Source organism: Paenibacillus sp. BGI2013 (assembly GCF_002843485.1).
In the GTDB taxonomy this organism is placed as follows: domain Bacteria; phylum Bacillota; class Bacilli; order Paenibacillales; family Paenibacillaceae; genus Paenibacillus; species Paenibacillus amylolyticus.
The window spans coordinates 360,063-375,701 of sequence record NZ_PJFA01000002.1 but is presented as its reverse complement, the minus strand read 5'-3'; the positions used below and the strand labels follow the sequence as shown (position 1 = coordinate 375,701).

General features: G+C 48.2%; 17 protein-coding genes. 3 read left to right on the top strand and 14 right to left on the bottom strand.

Annotated elements, in window-relative coordinates:
• Positions 1-15 precede the first annotated feature (15 nt).
• Both CXK86_RS05525 and lspA read right to left on the bottom strand, forming a co-directional pair.
• Complete coding sequence (locus CXK86_RS05525; RefSeq protein ID WP_373888056.1) at positions 16-1,206, bottom strand: ABC transporter substrate-binding protein; 1,191 nt, start codon at positions 1,204-1,206, stop codon at positions 16-18.
• A 528-nt stretch (positions 1,207-1,734) separates the two neighbouring features.
• Positions 1,735-2,226: a signal peptidase II gene (gene lspA / locus CXK86_RS05520; RefSeq protein WP_036606631.1), complete on the bottom strand. Its 492-nt coding sequence runs from the start codon at positions 2,224-2,226 to the stop codon at positions 1,735-1,737.
• 238 nt (positions 2,227-2,464) lie between these two features.
• On the opposite strand from lspA, the gene CXK86_RS05515 reads away from it, so the two are divergent.
• Positions 2,465-2,932 carry a heme-degrading domain-containing protein gene (locus tag CXK86_RS05515; RefSeq protein WP_101313570.1) on the top strand — a complete coding sequence of 156 codons (468 nt, stop codon included), beginning with the start codon at positions 2,465-2,467 and terminating at the stop codon, positions 2,930-2,932.
• Between the two features lie 78 nt (positions 2,933-3,010).
• Here CXK86_RS05515 and CXK86_RS05510 read toward each other — a convergent pair whose 3' ends face one another.
• The 10 genes from CXK86_RS05510 to CXK86_RS05470 form a co-directional block, all read right to left on the bottom strand.
• On the bottom strand, positions 3,011-3,958 hold the full coding sequence (locus CXK86_RS05510) for a nucleoside hydrolase (RefSeq protein WP_036671600.1): 948 nt from the start codon (positions 3,956-3,958) through the stop codon (positions 3,011-3,013).
• Positions 3,959-4,016: 58 nt separating this feature from the next.
• Positions 4,017-4,421, bottom strand: a complete 405-nt coding sequence (locus CXK86_RS05505; protein WP_076251851.1) for a DUF350 domain-containing protein — start codon at positions 4,419-4,421, stop codon at positions 4,017-4,019.
• Entirely contained in the window at positions 4,403-5,806 is a 1,404-nt protein-coding gene (locus CXK86_RS05500; RefSeq protein WP_101313512.1) for a glutathionylspermidine synthase family protein, read from the bottom strand. The genes CXK86_RS05505 and CXK86_RS05500 overlap by 19 nt, the downstream gene beginning before the upstream one ends.
• A gap of 4 nt (positions 5,807-5,810) precedes the next feature.
• Positions 5,811-6,095, bottom strand: a complete 285-nt coding sequence (locus CXK86_RS05495) for a hypothetical protein (protein WP_036671603.1) — start codon at positions 6,093-6,095, stop codon at positions 5,811-5,813.
• Positions 6,095-6,562 carry a hypothetical protein gene (locus CXK86_RS05490; protein WP_083684547.1) on the bottom strand — a complete coding sequence of 156 codons (468 nt, stop codon included), beginning with the start codon at positions 6,560-6,562 and terminating at the stop codon, positions 6,095-6,097. Before CXK86_RS05490 ends, CXK86_RS05495 begins: the two co-directional genes overlap by 1 nt.
• 393 nt (positions 6,563-6,955) lie before the next feature.
• A complete protein-coding gene (abc-f, locus tag CXK86_RS05485) occupies positions 6,956-9,037 on the bottom strand; it encodes a ribosomal protection-like ABC-F family protein (RefSeq protein WP_076251855.1) in 2,082 nt (693 codons plus the stop codon).
• Positions 9,038-9,135: 98 nt separating this feature from the next.
• Positions 9,136-9,297 (bottom strand): hypothetical protein, encoded by a 162-nt coding sequence (locus CXK86_RS31990; RefSeq protein WP_017691697.1) that lies wholly within the window; start codon positions 9,295-9,297, stop codon positions 9,136-9,138.
• A 113-nt stretch (positions 9,298-9,410) separates the two neighbouring features.
• On the bottom strand, positions 9,411-9,695 hold the full coding sequence (locus CXK86_RS05480) for a YesK family protein (protein WP_076251857.1): 285 nt from the start codon (positions 9,693-9,695) through the stop codon (positions 9,411-9,413).
• 53 nt (positions 9,696-9,748) lie between these two features.
• Positions 9,749-10,747, bottom strand: a complete 999-nt coding sequence (locus tag CXK86_RS05475) for a glycosyltransferase (protein ID WP_047840852.1) — start codon at positions 10,745-10,747, stop codon at positions 9,749-9,751.
• 18 nt (positions 10,748-10,765) lie between these two features.
• The gene (locus CXK86_RS05470; RefSeq protein WP_101313511.1) at positions 10,766-11,749 is read right to left on the bottom strand and encodes a phosphotransferase family protein; all 984 of its coding nucleotides are present in this window, start codon (positions 11,747-11,749) and stop codon (positions 10,766-10,768) included.
• A 160-nt stretch (positions 11,750-11,909) separates the two neighbouring features.
• On the opposite strand from CXK86_RS05470, the gene CXK86_RS05465 reads away from it, so the two are divergent.
• Both CXK86_RS05465 and CXK86_RS05460 read left to right on the top strand, forming a co-directional pair.
• Positions 11,910-12,500: a TetR/AcrR family transcriptional regulator gene (locus CXK86_RS05465; protein ID WP_036671691.1), complete on the top strand. Its 591-nt coding sequence runs from the start codon at positions 11,910-11,912 to the stop codon at positions 12,498-12,500.
• Between the two features lie 310 nt (positions 12,501-12,810).
• On the top strand, positions 12,811-13,389 hold the full coding sequence (locus CXK86_RS05460; protein ID WP_076251861.1) for an NAD(P)H-dependent oxidoreductase: 579 nt from the start codon (positions 12,811-12,813) through the stop codon (positions 13,387-13,389).
• A 477-nt stretch (positions 13,390-13,866) separates the two neighbouring features.
• Here CXK86_RS05460 and nikE read toward each other — a convergent pair whose 3' ends face one another.
• Positions 13,867-14,667, bottom strand: coding sequence for a nickel import ATP-binding protein NikE (gene nikE / locus CXK86_RS05455; RefSeq protein WP_076251863.1), 801 nt, complete (start codon positions 14,665-14,667; stop codon positions 13,867-13,869).
• A 156-nt stretch (positions 14,668-14,823) separates the two neighbouring features.
• Positions 14,824-15,630 carry a nickel import ATP-binding protein NikD gene (nikD, locus tag CXK86_RS05450; protein WP_076251865.1) on the bottom strand — a complete coding sequence of 269 codons (807 nt, stop codon included), beginning with the start codon at positions 15,628-15,630 and terminating at the stop codon, positions 14,824-14,826.
• Positions 15,631-15,639: the final 9 nt, after the last annotated feature.

The window sequence follows — 15,639 nt, the reverse complement described above, 5'->3', positions numbered from 1 at the left end:
TCCTTCTGACAAGGCTTAGCGCCGATTAGCAACCTTGTCCCATTCTTTGTCGAGTGTATCTAGATAGTTGTCGATGTTTTGGTTCTGCAAAAAGGACTGTACGATGGAATTCAGCTGCACCGCAGCCGGAATATAGTGATCGGGAAAGTCAATAACCTTGCCCTGCTCGATATATGGCATCAATTCCTGTACGGCAGGATCATCCTGCTTCACGCCTTCTACCGCAGAGAACAGCGTCTGTTCGTCAATGTATCTTCCGATATTTTCAGGCTCTAATAGAAACGCAATAAACATCTCCGCCTGCTCGCGATTAGGCGTGTCCGCCGCAATGGTAAACAGGGAGTCAATCCCGTTCACCAGCTTGATCCCGCTTGCATCGTTGCCTGTTGGGAATGGGAAGAAACCGATGTCAACATTTGGGTTCGCTTTGCGAATCTCCGAGATGGCCCAGGTTCCCTGGATGTACATAAAGGCTTCACCGTTAGCAAAGGCACGGTTACCGTCCGAATAAGCTTTACCAAAGTTATCGCCGTGACCGTATTTCATGAGTTCCAGTTGCTTCTCAGCTACCTCGCGGTACTTCTCCTTGAACGTCACTTTGTTATCGCGTCGCTCTTGGTAGAAATCAATACCAACCAGATTGGAGGCTAGTGCATTGAACGGCAGGCTCGTCTGCCAGTCATCCTTGTATGTGAAATAAAATGGAATCTCACCTGCATCCTTAATCTTTTGAGCGGTTGCAATGAGTTCATCCCACGTCTTGGGCACGTCCAATCCCATTTCCTTAAACAGCGTTTTGTTGTACATGATGCCGTTTGCATTAGTCGCGTAAGGAATACCTGTCACTTCGTCCATACCTGTGAGATCCTTCAGCATTTGTATGTAGTTCGGATCAATCGTCTGGAGTAATGAGCTGTCCGTCAGATCGGTGAAAATATCACTCTGAGCCAGAATGGAATAGGTGTCGGTTGCACCCATGGCCATAATATCCGGTATATCATTTTTGACGACACGCGTCTTCAGTACTGTCTCCGCATCTGGCGGATTCACCTGTGTCACTTGGATATCGTCATGCTCAGCGTTGAACGTCTTGATCAATTCATCAAAGGTTGTTTTGGCTTCAGGCTTGTTCTGGAAAAATTCAATCTGCACTTTGCCATTCGCGCTATCCCCACTGGTACAGGAAGATAGAAGTACAGCCATCATTCCACACAGCAACATTGTCCCGAGAGCCTTGGTAAGCGTTGTTCTCATGTTGTACCTCCCTCAGCTTAATAAATTGAACTAATGTGATTTACACAGTGTCACTCCGATTGCAGTACCGTCTTCCGATCGTTGTTATCCCCAGATTTTTTTGATTCCCTTCCTCAAAGGGAAAATCCGATTTTAGCGTATGCTTTCGAAGCAGCTTTCTTTCAGAAAGCTTTTAGCTGCGCTTCTTCAGATTGGTTCTGCACTCTCCGTGTTCGTGTATATCTTAGTTTCACTTTATATACGTAAAGATTTACCCATACAAATGGTGAAATAACCATTTGGTTAATCCTTCCAAACCGACTTCAATCTGAATGGATAATATACGTCTTTATTATTTCTAAAACGGTTTCGATAAAAATGAATCAAGGCAGTTCTTCCCATGACCCGAATTGGGCATAACAAAAAGGACACTGGATAATATCCAATGTCCCTCATTTTTTCAGCTTATATTCAGCCACTGTAACGCTTTTATCCAACCTATTACGAACGTTCTGCTTTCGGCAAAGCATTACGTAAACGCTTGGCCCGATAACTCTGATATGCACGAATCAACATGCCAATGATAATCATGACCACACCGATGTTAATTGCGACATCAGCGAGATTCAAAATCCCGCGTCCTGACGGAAATACGAGGAAATCCGTTACCCGGGCATAGATAAATCGATCGATCGCATTCCCTAAAGCCCCACCGACCATAAAACCCGCGCCAGCTTGCATCCAGAAACCGCGAATCTCACCTTTACTCCGGTAATACAGCATGCCTGCTATGAACAGAACAGCAATCACACCAAACAGACGCGCATTTCCCTGAAACATGCTGCCCGCCATTCCACTGTTCTCGTAATGCTGTAACTGCATGCCCGAGTTACCCAGTCTCATGACGTCGCCAACTTCCATATACATCCTCACTGCAATCTTGGTTCCCTGGTCCACCAAAGTCACCAGCAGTGCTACAAAATAAAACAGCATCGTGCTTCTCCTCCTGCCTACGTAGCAATAACTTATTTTAACTTTAAGAGTTATGTATATTAGGTTCCCTTCACTTTAACACAGCCGATGTACGGTCTCCAAATGAGCCATCTTCAACCACGTCTATAACGTCGACTAACATCGTTCAGACTGCATCCAGAAGGGACTACACCAATCCATGTCGAATGTAGACATCAATCATATACGTAAAGGGGATGTCTGTAATTTGAACCTGATCATGACAGAGAAATTAAAGGAAATGCAGCAGGAAGAAAAGGACTTGGTATTTGGCAAATTTGATTCTGAAACGGCGCTTAACCTTGGCCTGCATCTGGTCGAAGAAGCGAAGCATCGTTCCCAAGCCGTGACCATCGACATTACTCTGAAGGGGCATCGCCTCTTTTTGCATGCGATGGAAGGCACTCATCCCGACAACGAAAACTGGATTCGACGCAAAAACAACGTGGTGAATCATTTCTCTTCCAGCTCTTGGCATACCGCTCTGCGGTTGAGAAGCGAAAACAAGACGCTTGAGCAGGATTTCAACCTGCCTGCATCTGACTATGTTCTGGCTGGTGGCGCTTTCCCGCTTATTCTGAAAAATGAGGGACAGGTCGGCACCATTACAGTATCGGGTTTGCCTGATGAGGAAGACCATGATCTGGTCACGACAGGAATCCGCTCTTTTTTGTTGCAGCAAGATTAGATTAAAATGGGCAATAAAAAATCCGTACCTGGGATAGGCACGGATTTTCTTCTTTTTCCTGTAGTTAAATTCCTGCGTTTATTGGATTGCCGAGAGAACGTCCAGCAGCATGGATTTGAACTTGGGCCGATCAATGGCTTCACAGACACGTACATTCGGCTCTTTGCCAAAACGTCCGTTGATATCAACCACACTGTATCCACGTGTCAGTTCTCCTGCCGCTTCCACATCCACATAATATTGACCCGACTTGGTCATGATGGATTCATCTGCCGCTACAGCCATCAACAATGTATCCGGATGAGTGGTGCCATTGAGTTTATGTACCGACTTGTTGAACTGCATAACCACTTTGTTGATTGCGGTGAAGAAGTCAGCACCGGATGTACCGAGAGCTGCAATCTCTGCATGATCGTCATCGTCCATCACTGAATATTGCGTGCACATCTCCCAGCCAACCATCGTAATCGGAATACCTGCATGCAGTACAATTTTCGCTGCTTCTGGGTCTACGTAGAAGTTATACTCCGCCGCCGGTGTGATATTACCCAGTGCATTATTCGTTCCGCCCATGATGTACAGGTGAGCAATCTCCGGAATAATGGTTGGGTCCTTCTGGATCGCCATCGCAATATTAGTCAAAGGGGCAATCGCCAGAAGTTCAATTTCACCTGGATGTGCATGCACCTTCTCAATGATAAAATCAACCGCATGCCCGCTCTCGGGACGCTGATCTGCCTTCGGGAAATGCGCGCCGCCCATGCCGTCATCGCCATGCACATCTTCCACTGTGCGGTGCTGAGCCTTTCCGTAGGCCATTAGCGGACGCTCGCAACCTTTATACACAGGCACCTTGCCGCCATGTCCAGCAACCTGTACCGTGTACAGAGCATTTTCAACCTCCTGGTCGAATTGTACGTTACCGCCCGTAATGGTGATGCCTTCCACCTGAAAGTGATGCAATGCCGTCAAGATCGCAATCGTATCGTCTCCTGCTGTATCTGTATCGATGATGACTCTTCTCATGATGCCGCGCTCCTTCTTCCGTTCATATAGTACATTCTATAAAACACTATGTCTTATTTTACATCAAAAACGTACCAATGACGATGGAAACGCCGATGATAATCGAACGCAGCAGCTGGGCTACCGCCATATTGCCTCGTGCAATTTCGTCACACACCCGCATTTTTGGAATCAGGAAATCAAATATAATATAGACCAGGCACAGCACAATAATTCCAAACGCCGACCACAGCAGCATATCCAACCACGAATGCGTCGAGAAAGATACCATGCCCACAATAATACACAGTCCCAGCAATTTGCTGCCCATGTACATGCCTGCCGCCTCGTTACCTTTGGCAATTTCCTCACTATCGTTATACCGGGTCAATTTGCTAAAAGCAAAATATCCACATACCAATATCACCAGCAGAATGCCTACACCCACCGCCACATTCACGAGGTTTAATCCCAAGTTTTCCATTCCTTCTTCTCCTCCTCATCATTCATCCGTTCACTAACCGTAGCCGCGCAATAATAGGCCATATCTCCGGTTACTTTCTCCCCGACCCGTGGTAGTATCCCAGCCAAACGCCCACCGATAACAAACACTCCTGTAAGCAGATAACCGTTGTATACTCCAGCTTCCGTCTCAATCACAACCTGTTCCATCGGAACCAGCTGCTGATAGATTTTGGGCTGATTTTCGTAATACGCTGTAATTTCTTCATCCTCGTCCGTTGCCCCAGATGCAAGATTGGATTCCAGCGCCTCCTTAAGAGGATGCTCCCTATCCTGCTTTCCAAAGGCATTGTCCGTTCCTTCATCCAGCAAAAGAGTTCCTCTGCCTTCGCGCCCCCAATAACTCTTCGCTACATATGGCGTGGCGTTCAGCTCGAAAGGCTCTGTCGAAAAATAGGTAGGCAGCAGATATTGGGAGATCACGTCCATCTCTGCTTCATCAAAGAGGGTAAACCCGCAATATTCCGGGGTTTGCTCGTTCCGCTCGTAGAGCGACCAGATTGCCGCCATGAAACCTTTGCTCTGCATCAGTACATGCTGAACCGGATTCATCAGGCCTAGTCGTCCCTCCCGTACAAGTTCAAGCAGCGCAGCCCCAATCTCCACCCCTGTCGTCTCATCTCGATCATCGATCAGATACTCCAGTGGATAAAGGCGATACAGTAGATTAATCTCCCGACCCTTATGGTAAAGCGCCTCTCCCGGAACAATCTCCAGTTCCTCAAGTGGAGCATAGAAAACCTCGTATCCCGCTTCCTGACAACGTCTCATCAGGTATTCCGTATTCGTTCGGTCTTCGACATGTTCGCCAAAAGAAGTGAATGTCACCGGACCCTTTAATCCCTGCTCTGTATAGAATTCCAGCCACATCTTGAAACATTCCCGAATACGTGTATCCATCTCGGCAGATGGCGCAGTTAACGCGGCATCCTCAGCAAGACCGACCAGGATATTTTCCAATGCAGCAGCCTCCGGTATGCCCGTTGGAGTGTCCGTATTATTTTCAATACACTTGGGCCCAGCTTCTCCGATAATCCAGTCCTGACGGGTAATGCCTCCAGTTACCAACTCCATACGTGCCGCCGGGATAAGCCCCGGATGAATACCCAACTGATGCTCTAAAAAAGAATCCGGCATATATTGCTGGATAAATCGCATCACTTTACAGTAAATGCCGTCTACCGCCTCGGCTGCCGCACGCAGCTCCTGCATCTCCGAGGGAGAATAGACCGTCAATGCAGGCACACAATATTGCTTCCCGTACATTCGATGATATGGAATCTGTTGTTCCGTTTCACCCTGAAATACCTCTTCGTGACTTAACGGTAGTTGAACCACTTGCCTCATCCGGTTATCCTCCCGAGCTGCGGAAGAAGCTACCGAAGCCGCTTGATTTGGACTTGGATTTGCTATAGGAGCTGTTACTGTCCTTATTGCTTCGATACGACGACCCACCGTAGTAATAGTGCCCACTGCTGGAATCATATTCACATCCGGTATCATACTCCGGGTCACATTCATCATTGTTGCTACCACAACCGGATAACACGGCAGGAACCGCCAGCATCAGGGAGAAAGCAACCAACTTTGCTTTTGATCCGGGTTTCGATGCTTGCCCCCGCTCTTGGTCACTCATCACAGATCCACCTCTTTCATATAAAACAACACTTTCTTGCGATCCGCATCCAGCACGGAATACAGGAACTCATACGTCTTGCCACCGCGAACCATGTAATGGTCCAGCAGTTGTTCGGCAAGCTCCATCGTATAGGTGGAGGATACTGTGAGTTCCAATTCCTGAAATGAACTTCCATTCCACAACATATACTCTGCACTATACATGGAAGACATTTTGCACATCGCCAGCGCAGCATCCGCAATGGCTGCACCGTACTCGTCCGGCATCTGTTGGTCATACGCCGTCACGTATACTGCATGTTCCCGCCCATCCTGGCATTCATTGGACAGATGCGCCCAGAGTTTGTTTTTCACCAGGGTGGCATCCACCAGTTTGCGCATGAACAGTTCATCTCGTGTGACTGAAGCCTGTTCCAGCACCCCCGTCTCCGCCTGTCGATCATCCGACCAACTCCGATACGTCAATGAATAATAGATACCGATAACCTCCCTTTTTGCGAGCTCTTAGGTGAGCCGTTTCAATTCATACAAACGTATTTAACGCATCAGAAGGAAAAAAGTTACACTAGTGAATCAATTTCATAGTACCTTTAGCTGCTTCAAATCAAGGCTAGACATAGATCAAAATGGTTTAATTTGTCTATGTGTAGTTACAAAACTTCATTTTTAGTGATTTATGAAATTGATTCTATTCACCATGACATGTAATAAAGAACATGTTGGCTACCTTCGTTCTCCGATTAACGAAGCAGGAAATAACATACTGTTTTCTACTTTTAGTATGTAATCCAGTTCAAAAAGGCCGGAGAAGACTCTCCGACCGCACTTTTTTTAATCTTATGCTCATGCCATTCTGACTTATAACTCAGCCCACTGTGCCAATACATCATTATATTCAGCGGACAATTGCTCGCGATCATTCCAGATTTGTTCCAGTTCAAGCGGATTGTTCTGCACCATTTCCAACTGTTGATCCAGCACCTGAATCTCTGCCTCAAGACGAGCCAACGTCTGTTCCAGCTTCTCCGCAGATTGTTGGTTGCCACTGCCACTTCTATGTTTCGATGCAGTTGCTGCCGAAGGAGTCAACGCCTTACCTGATTCAGTAGAAGCTTTATGATCATGACTTCCACCGGCAGCTACAACAGTGGATCCGTTCATTGTCGAGGTTGCTCCTGGCTTCTTCCCTGATCTGGCAGTCCCGCCGGGCGCGGACGTTAAACCTGACTTCATCTCTGACTTGGTGTTCCCACGAGAAGAAACGCCCACGCCTGCTGTAGCCTGAGTTGTCGCCGCCGCACGAGCTTGCAAATCAAGCTTCTTCTCACGATACGCCTCATAGTCTCCCAGATAAGCGGTCATCTGACCGTCCTCCAGTTCCCAGACACGGGAAGCGAGGCGATTGACGAAGTACCTATCATGCGAGATGGCAAGTACGGTTCCTTCAAAATCAACCAGTGACTCTTCCAGCGCTTCTCTCGATGCGATATCCAGATGGTTGGTTGGCTCATCGAGCAACAGTACATTGGGTTTACGTTGCACCAGCAGAGCCAAACGCAGACGCGTCCATTCCCCGCCAGATAATTGCCCGACAGAGCGGAATACATCCGCTCCATAGAACAAATATCGTGCCAGAATTCCGCGAGCCTCTCCCTCTTCCACGCCTGCTTCTAGACGGAAGTATTCGAGCACATTCAGCTTTGGATTCGTAGGTTCCTCCTGTTGAGCCAGATACCCGACATCCACACGCGCCCCCCACTCCAGCTTGCCCGCATTGGGCTGCTCGTCACCAAGCAACAGCTTGAACAGTGTCGTCTTGCCGGAGCCATTGCGGCCAATGAGTGCAATTTTATCTCCATATTCCAGCAGACCCGAGACCCCGTGCAGGATTTCACGCTCACCATAGCTCTTCTCGACCTGTTCCAATACCGCTACCCGTTTACCCGTTCGATCCGTAGGACGCACATCGAACTCGGCATTTCGGCGCTCCAGTACAGGACGCTTCACCTGTTCCATCCGCTCGATGGCTTTACGCATAGAAGCCGCCCGTCTGAAGAACTTTTCATTCCCACCAACTCGGCCCCACTCCTCTAACTGGCGGATCGTTTCTTTCATTTTTTTGATAACCTTCTGCTGCTCCTTGAACTCCTCGAATTGCTGCAACAGCCGTTGTTCCTTCACTTTCATATATTCCGTATAACCGCCAGCAGATGTTTCCGCTTCTCCATCCTCCAGCTCCAGTGTTCGATTCACGACCCGATCCAAAAAATAGCGATCATGCGAGATCAGGACAATGGTGCCGGGATATTCTCGTAAAAATCCTTCCAGCCACTCAACCCGCTCCAGATCAAGATGGTTTGTCGGCTCATCCAGCAATAACAGGTCGGGTCTTACGATTAGCTGTGAAGCCAGAACCACCCGAGTCTGCTCCCCACCAGACAGGGAACCAAAGCGCCAACCATAGTGTGCCTTGGCGATATCCAAACCGTCCGCCACCTGATCGATCCGGGCATCCATTTCGTATCCACCCTCACGCTCGAACTGGTCTTGCAGTGCCGCGTAGCGTTTCAGTAGGCGCTCCAATTGAGTAGGGTCTGCTGCACATGCCGGATCGGACATCTGTTGCTCCATTTCCTTCATTTGCGTGCGACATATCATAAGCTCCTTGAATCCAAGACTCAGTACATCCAGTACGGTATGGTCATCCAATCCTTCTGGAACCTGAGCCACATATCCCATTCGTGTATCTTTCTTGATCATCAATTGCCCTTCATCCGGCTTGTTCAGTCTTGCCATCAGGCGCATAAGTGTGGTCTTGCCGCTTCCGTTGCGGCCAATCAGGGCGACCTTGTCACCTTCCATAATTTCAAACGTAATGCCGTCCAGCACCAGATGTGCTCCGTGGTATTGAGTCAGTTGTTGCGCGCTAATCATTATCATAATAAGGTTCCTCCTATGGTATGGAAGATCCTGACCGCAACACAAAAAGAGCCGCAGGAGGTTAGCTCCGCGGCCCTTCAGAATTCAAGCAATATCGCTTATCGTCCGAAAGAGGTCAAGGCAGGCATCTTCTCGCAAATGTTAACTTCCGTATATTCAAAATTGGACAGACTTCTCCCGTTGGTCAGAAAAGTATGAACAATGCCAGCCATAGCAATCGGCAGCTGGCTAATACGGTTGTTAAGCATCTCGTGATTCACCTGTCTTCACCTCCCTTGTCATAATTAATGTCAATATATCACAGACGAATGCGTTTCCGCAACCATCCCTTCGCCCAATTCAATCATACTGTACAGTAGTTTCATTCTTACGCTTAATTCCTGCCCCGTCGCCGAAGCATTACATCCCTGATCGCTACCGTAATGAGTGTTAACATTCCCGCGGTACCCAGTGATGCGCCCAGCAGGGCATATCCGATGCCGTTCCACCCGCCAATATCGATGCTGATCATGATTACAACGGCACCGCCGAGCAAGGCCACACATGGCAATATATATTGTACCCACGTCATTCGGCGTCCTTGCAACCGGTAGATAAGCCATTCAATCAGCAGCAGCACCGCCCACATTCCCAATGTCCACAAGATCAGTACTTCCATAAGGTTCCCCTCCTGTTGCTGGATGGATTAAGCCCTTTGTTACAGACCTTACGTTACTTCAACCAATCCGAGAAAAAGTTCCGGTACCCTTCTTTCATTTTCGTGCGCGAAAAAGCACCAAACGCATACTCCCGGTTGTCTTCTGACACACTGCGCGGCGCAGCCGCAGCCATGTTCACCAGTTCAAACCAGTTATCCTCGTTGCCTGCAAATGCATGCGTGGATCGAATGTGACCGTAGCAAGCATGCTCCGGTTTCACGACCATTTTGCCCATCGCCATCGCTTCCGTCAGCGGCATCGCAAACGTATCAAAGGCCGAACAGTTCCAATACACCTTGGATGAGTTCATCAACGTAAATATCTCATCCTGCGTGAGCGCAAACTTCAGCTTCACGTTGGAAGGAATGTCGTACTTCTTCATGGTTTCCTTATAGCGTACACCGCCAAACACCATATATACTTCCTTGTCCGGGTTCTGCCGAGCATATTCCAGAACTAAATCCGGGCGACGATTCGCCTCATCCCGACCGATCCAGAGCACCCGATTATGCACAACCTGACTCGGATCATAGTGCCGGTTCGCCAGCTCTTCGCTAAAGCCAATCGGAATAACGTTCACGTCATGTACACCGAAATTGCGACCCAGTTCTGTTTTTAAAAACTCCGTCTGTACAATCGCTTTATCCACCATCGTATAAAATGGCTTCATCATCTCATATCCCGTTAGCGCGGGATCGGGGAAACTGTGCGGGAACAATACACTCTTTGGTAAGAACATCTTCAAAAACGTAAACCCGGATACGGTGTAGATGACATGCTCTATATTTTGGCTATGAATCTGGTCCAGCACGATATCGTAGTTCACCAGGTCACCTTTCTCATGCTCATAACCCGGCAACCAGTCGTATCCGCTGACATGACGCTCCGGTGAGATGAACACAATATCAACACCCAACTCCAGACCAATCTGCTTCAGCCGATCCGCAAATACGCGTGGCCCCTGTGCTTCCGTGAATTGAATTTTACGCATAACAAGTCCGACTTTACGCAAGCTTCTCACCCCTCATTTCTATTCCTCATCCAAGTGCTTCATGCACTGTTCCAGCGTCGCTGCCGTCTCATGCCACTGGTTACGCAACTGTTCCTTCGGCCACACACATTCCTCACTTCTCAGGTCACCATCAATTAAACGCAGCATCCAGAGTGAGAATACAATAGCATAAGCGTCGTACCATTCTGCAAAAGAAACCCGTTCAATCTGTACGCCCAAGCTCCCCAGTTTGTCCAAATAAACATCCATAACCCGCTCTCGCAATGCAGGCGTAACCGTTCTGGGAAACAGTGGATGCGAGAGATCCACCAGATGATATATATCCCACAGTGGCGTATTCAGATGGGCATGCTCCCAGTCCAAGATGACCAGTCTGCCGTCCACCTCAGCCATGTTACCGGGATGCAGGTCTCCGTGACACAAAACGGTTGGAAGTTGCTCCTCAGCTGTGACGATCAACGTGGTAATCTTGTCCCAATCCGATGAAGACAACCCCATATCCAGTCTGGACAACAGGTCATCCGTAGATTGTCTGTGCATTTGCAACTCATCCAATATTGTGCGAATAGACGGTTTCTGGCCCACGCGAGGCAGCTCACTCCAATCCGTAACAGGCAATGCATGCCATGCTGCCATATGTGCCGCTACGCCGAGCATCGTCGCTTCTTGCGAATCATGTACCAGTTGCCCCAGATCCTCGTAGATCATCCAGCTCTGTGCTGGAGCAATGGTAAGATCCGACGCTGCAATGAGTTGCGGATAGATTGGTGGTAAGCCAGACATCACACGCTTGTACATCCATCGTTCCCGTCCATGCTGTACAGGATTCGTTAACGGTTTGAAAATATAACTTTCACCGCTAGGAACAGTGAATCGCTCCACATATCGTCCGTTCATTCCTTTATACAACTGTTCACGGCTTGTTATATATTGATCATTCAGCATTCCTTCGGGCGTCACCCAGCTGTATGCATCCAACTCTTCGTTCACGCTACCCACCATCCATTTCGTTCTCCCTGCTACTCCGATGTTGATTTCTATTCATCATACGTTGCCGCTCACAAGCCTGCAAGCTTTGGTCGTAAGCGCTTATTCAGTGTCTCAATTCAGAGTTTCAAAATTGCTTATTGCATTTTGGTTAGTAATCACTTACTATACAATCATGAAGAACAAATCTCATGTGGATAGCAAAAAGAAAGATATCCTACAAGCGGCGATGCGCTTGTTCGCAACCAAAGGCGTTGACGGCATATCCGTCAAAGAGATCGGTGACGCCGCCGGAGTAACCGATGCGGCGATCTACAAACATTTTAAAAACAAAGATGCCGTTGCCCTGGAAGCCTTCACCCAATACTGTGTCGACTATACTGCACTGATTGACGGGTATGTTCGACAGGAAGGTCCGGTGTTGGAACGCTTCAAGCAACTGGTTACCGAGGTTCTCCATCTGCATGATGAAGATCCCTACGGACTGCTGCTGATTTCACAGAATCATGAAATATTCATTGAAGCCGGAAGCAGCGAGGATTACCGTCAGCCATTGGATGCGTTAATGGATCTGATCGATCAGGGAATGATGCGGGGCGAACTGCCTCAGCAGGATTCACGGCTCACAGCCGTGCTGGTGATCGGTGCAATTACACGTATGGCGGTCTCCAGTATGCAAGGTGAACTACCGGAGCTGTTGGTACCTTATACGGGGGAAACGGTTCACAGACTTGCATCGATGTTAGGGCAGGTACCCCAGGAGTAACAATGGAGATGGGATGAAGCTAGAAATGGATTAGCGGAGCGTAGGGAAAACGACGTGAGCAACTACATTGTTTCCGAAGGAAACAACCTTCGTAAGTTTCCGCTTATTTCGGCTGAATCCCATATTCGATGCAGATGATGCTGCTAGGCATGATTTGTAATCAAATACGGACTTGTTGAATAACTTCTAAAGAGAATCGTCAGCATACCATTAGGATATAAGAATGGATTACCGGGTCACACGTGACCTTTTCTTTTTGCACATGAGGTTAGTGTTCATTAACTAAAATAGTCAGGACGTGTCATCTTCCATGAAAAAAATATTAATTATTCAAGGCAATCCCGTCTCCCCCAGTTACAACGGCGCACTAGCCGAAGCTTACCGTAAAGGTGCGGTGCAGGCGGGTGCCGACGTCCGCATGATCACCCTGAACGAGTTGGCGTTCAACATGAATCTGGAGGGAGGATATCGTAATAAACTTCCACTTGAACCAGATTTGCTACAAGCTCAAGAAGCGATTAAGTGGGCTGAGCATCTTGTATGGGTATTCCCAATCTGGTGGGGAGGACCGCCTGCCCTGTTGAAAGGTTTCGTTGACCGAATCTTCATGCCAGGTTACGCCTTCAAGTATCAAAAAGGAAAACCTTTCCCGGATCAACTGCTCAAAGGCCGCACCGCTCGCATGATCACCACGATGGATGGTCCAAGCTGGTACTTCAAATGGTTCCAAGGTGAGCCTGCGCATAAAATGATGAAAATCTCCACATTTGCACTGACTGGCATCAAACCTGTGCGGATAACAACTGTAGATCAAGTTGGTAAAAAGTCAGATGAACAGAGAAAGAATTGGCTTGATAAGATTGAGCAGCTTGGGCGGAAGATGGGGTAAAGATTTCTGCAAGAAAGCCTCATGGGAAGTATATACTTCTCTCCAGATTTTCACGTTGTAAGTTAAATCAAAAATCTGTGGATACGCGCAATTTGAAGGTAGTCCTGTAATCTGCAAGTGGCACAATTGTAATTATAGTCTGACTTATAACAGAAAGCAGAAATGTGCCTATTCCCAGTTACAAAAAAAGGGTTGTCCCCTACGTCTTGAACAAGACGTAGGGGACAACCCTTTTAGTATTCATTATGATCTAACGAACCGTAAACACGTTATTAGCGCCATTTCCGATAAGTCTGAGGTTTAACGAATCGTAGACGCGTTATATCCTCGATCTGTGTATCATTTAATGATTTTAAACTAGTTTGCACCGGAATAACTTCACTGAGGTTCGTTACATTTTGCATTCCACGCTAAATCGCCATTTAACACTGACTCGGTTCGTTAGCGACTTGCCCATCTACAAATACAAACAACGCATTACCTAAACGAAATACGACCTGATGGATGCTCAGGCAAAATAGCTGTAACCAACTGCTGCACAGCCGGATGATCAGACTGCATTACCGAATCCCCGGCATCACCGCTATATACCAGCTTTCCCTGATCCATCACGGCAATGCGGTCACAGATCGTCATGGCAGCTCGAATGTCATGTGTGATAAAAAGGTAAGACAACCCGTAGGATGCTCTTAACTCTCCCAGTAAGGATAGGATTTGCGTCTGGTGCACCATATCCAGGCTGCTGATCGACTCGTCCAGTACGATTAACTTTGGCTTGAGCGCAATGGCTCGTGCGATGTTAACTCGCTGTAATTGCCCACCGCTGAACTGGTGCGGAAGCTTGCTCCCATCCTCAGGTGTAAGCCCAACCTGCTCAAGCAGTTGTCCGACCACACGAAGTTGTTCTTTTGCCGAAAATCGCTCGTAATTATCCAGTGGCTCACCGATGATCTGCGCGGCAGTCATGAGTGGATTCACAGCCGAATAACAGTCCTGGAATACGACCTGCAGATCGCGCCGTAATCCCTTAAGCACGGGTTTGCTGGATCGATAGATATCCTGACCCTGAAACAAAACCTGACCCTGGCTGGGCTTCTCCAGACCAAGAATGATTTTACCCAAGGTACTTTTACCTGCCCCGCTCGTACCCAGGAGCCCCAGACACATACCCTTTTCGATCGTAAGTGAGATATCTGCCAGCACAGGAGGACGCGCTCCCGAACGATCCAGCCAGTTGCGTTTGCCATAGCTATGGCTTACTCCACGTACCTGAAGCATCAGGTCATCCTCCTCTCTTGTACTTGGCAGAAGCAATCTCCGAAGAAGCCGAATTTAAACATCACCATGTTCATTCCACCCCTCCGCTACCCACTCAAAATACAGTTCATACCCGATCTAAACACTCACTGAACGCTTCATCACATCTGTCATTCGCTATCGTCCCAAAGACATACTGGGTCTGGCATTTAACAACATCCGGGTATACTCATGCTGCGGGTGATCGAACAGTTGGTACACATCTGCCTGCTCCACAATTCGCCCCTTCTGCATGACCGCGACTTCATCCGCCATTTGCGAGATCACGCCCAGATCGTGGGAGATGAGCAAGATGGATGTGCCATACTCCGTACGTAGCCGATCCAATTCCTGAAGCACCTTGAACTGATTCACGACATCCAGTGCCGTCGTTGGTTCATCAGCAATAACCAAAGCCGGTCGCAGGCACATCGATATGGCGATCATCACACGCTGCAACATACCGCCACTCAGTTGGAAGGGATATCGCTTCATCAGTTTAGCTGGTTCGGGTAAGTTCATATCTGCCAAGGCAGCAATGGCCCGCTCCCTGGCAGCTGCTCTGGACATTCCCGTATGCGTACGCAAGGTTTCAATGAATTGAGATCCAATCGTATATACGGGTGTAAAAGCATTCATCGGATTCTGCATAATAAATCCGATTTCCTTGCCGCGGATGCGCCGCATCTCCTCACCTGACAACGAGCCAAGCTCCCGTCCATTCAGGTGGATGCTGCCCGACACTTCCATCCTGCGCGGATCAAGCAGATGGAGCAACGCGTTACATGTAACGGTCTTACCGCTGCCACTCTCACCGACGAGACCGAAGACACGACCTTTTTTCAATTCAAAATCAATGGGCTCCAGTAACGGGACTGAACCCTCCGCTGTTCTTAGATTCACTTGCAGACCACGAACTTCGAGTACCTTCGCTGCATCATCCATCGTTACGTT

Excerpts from the sequence above, each read along its gene's own strand:
- CXK86_RS05525 (WP_373888056.1), bottom strand. The coding sequence starts at position 1,206 with ATGATGGCTGTACTTCTATCTTCCTGTACCAGTGGGGATAGCGCGAAT.
- lspA (WP_036606631.1), bottom strand. The coding sequence starts at position 2,226 with ATGCTGTTTTATTTTGTAGCACTGCTGGTGACTTTGGTGGACCAGGGA.
- CXK86_RS05515 (WP_101313570.1), top strand. The coding sequence starts at position 2,465 with ATGACAGAGAAATTAAAGGAAATGCAGCAGGAAGAAAAGGACTTGGTA.
- CXK86_RS05510 (WP_036671600.1), bottom strand. The coding sequence starts at position 3,958 with ATGAGAAGAGTCATCATCGATACAGATACAGCAGGAGACGATACGATT.
- CXK86_RS05505 (WP_076251851.1), bottom strand. The coding sequence starts at position 4,421 with ATGGAAAACTTGGGATTAAACCTCGTGAATGTGGCGGTGGGTGTAGGC.
- CXK86_RS05500 (WP_101313512.1), bottom strand. The coding sequence starts at position 5,806 with ATGAGGCAAGTGGTTCAACTACCGTTAAGTCACGAAGAGGTATTTCAG.
- CXK86_RS05495 (WP_036671603.1), bottom strand. The coding sequence starts at position 6,095 with ATGAGTGACCAAGAGCGGGGGCAAGCATCGAAACCCGGATCAAAAGCA.
- abc-f (WP_076251855.1), bottom strand. The coding sequence starts at position 9,037 with ATGATAATGATTAGCGCGCAACAACTGACTCAATACCACGGAGCACAT.
- CXK86_RS05480 (WP_076251857.1), bottom strand. The coding sequence starts at position 9,695 with ATGGAAGTACTGATCTTGTGGACATTGGGAATGTGGGCGGTGCTGCTG.
- CXK86_RS05470 (WP_101313511.1), bottom strand. The coding sequence starts at position 11,749 with ATGGTGGGTAGCGTGAACGAAGAGTTGGATGCATACAGCTGGGTGACG.
- CXK86_RS05465 (WP_036671691.1), top strand. The coding sequence starts at position 11,910 with ATGAAGAACAAATCTCATGTGGATAGCAAAAAGAAAGATATCCTACAA.
- CXK86_RS05460 (WP_076251861.1), top strand. The coding sequence starts at position 12,811 with ATGAAAAAAATATTAATTATTCAAGGCAATCCCGTCTCCCCCAGTTAC.
- nikE (WP_076251863.1), bottom strand. The coding sequence starts at position 14,667 with ATGCTTCAGGTACGTGGAGTAAGCCATAGCTATGGCAAACGCAACTGG.
- nikD (WP_076251865.1), bottom strand. The coding sequence starts at position 15,630 with ATGGATGATGCAGCGAAGGTACTCGAAGTTCGTGGTCTGCAAGTGAAT.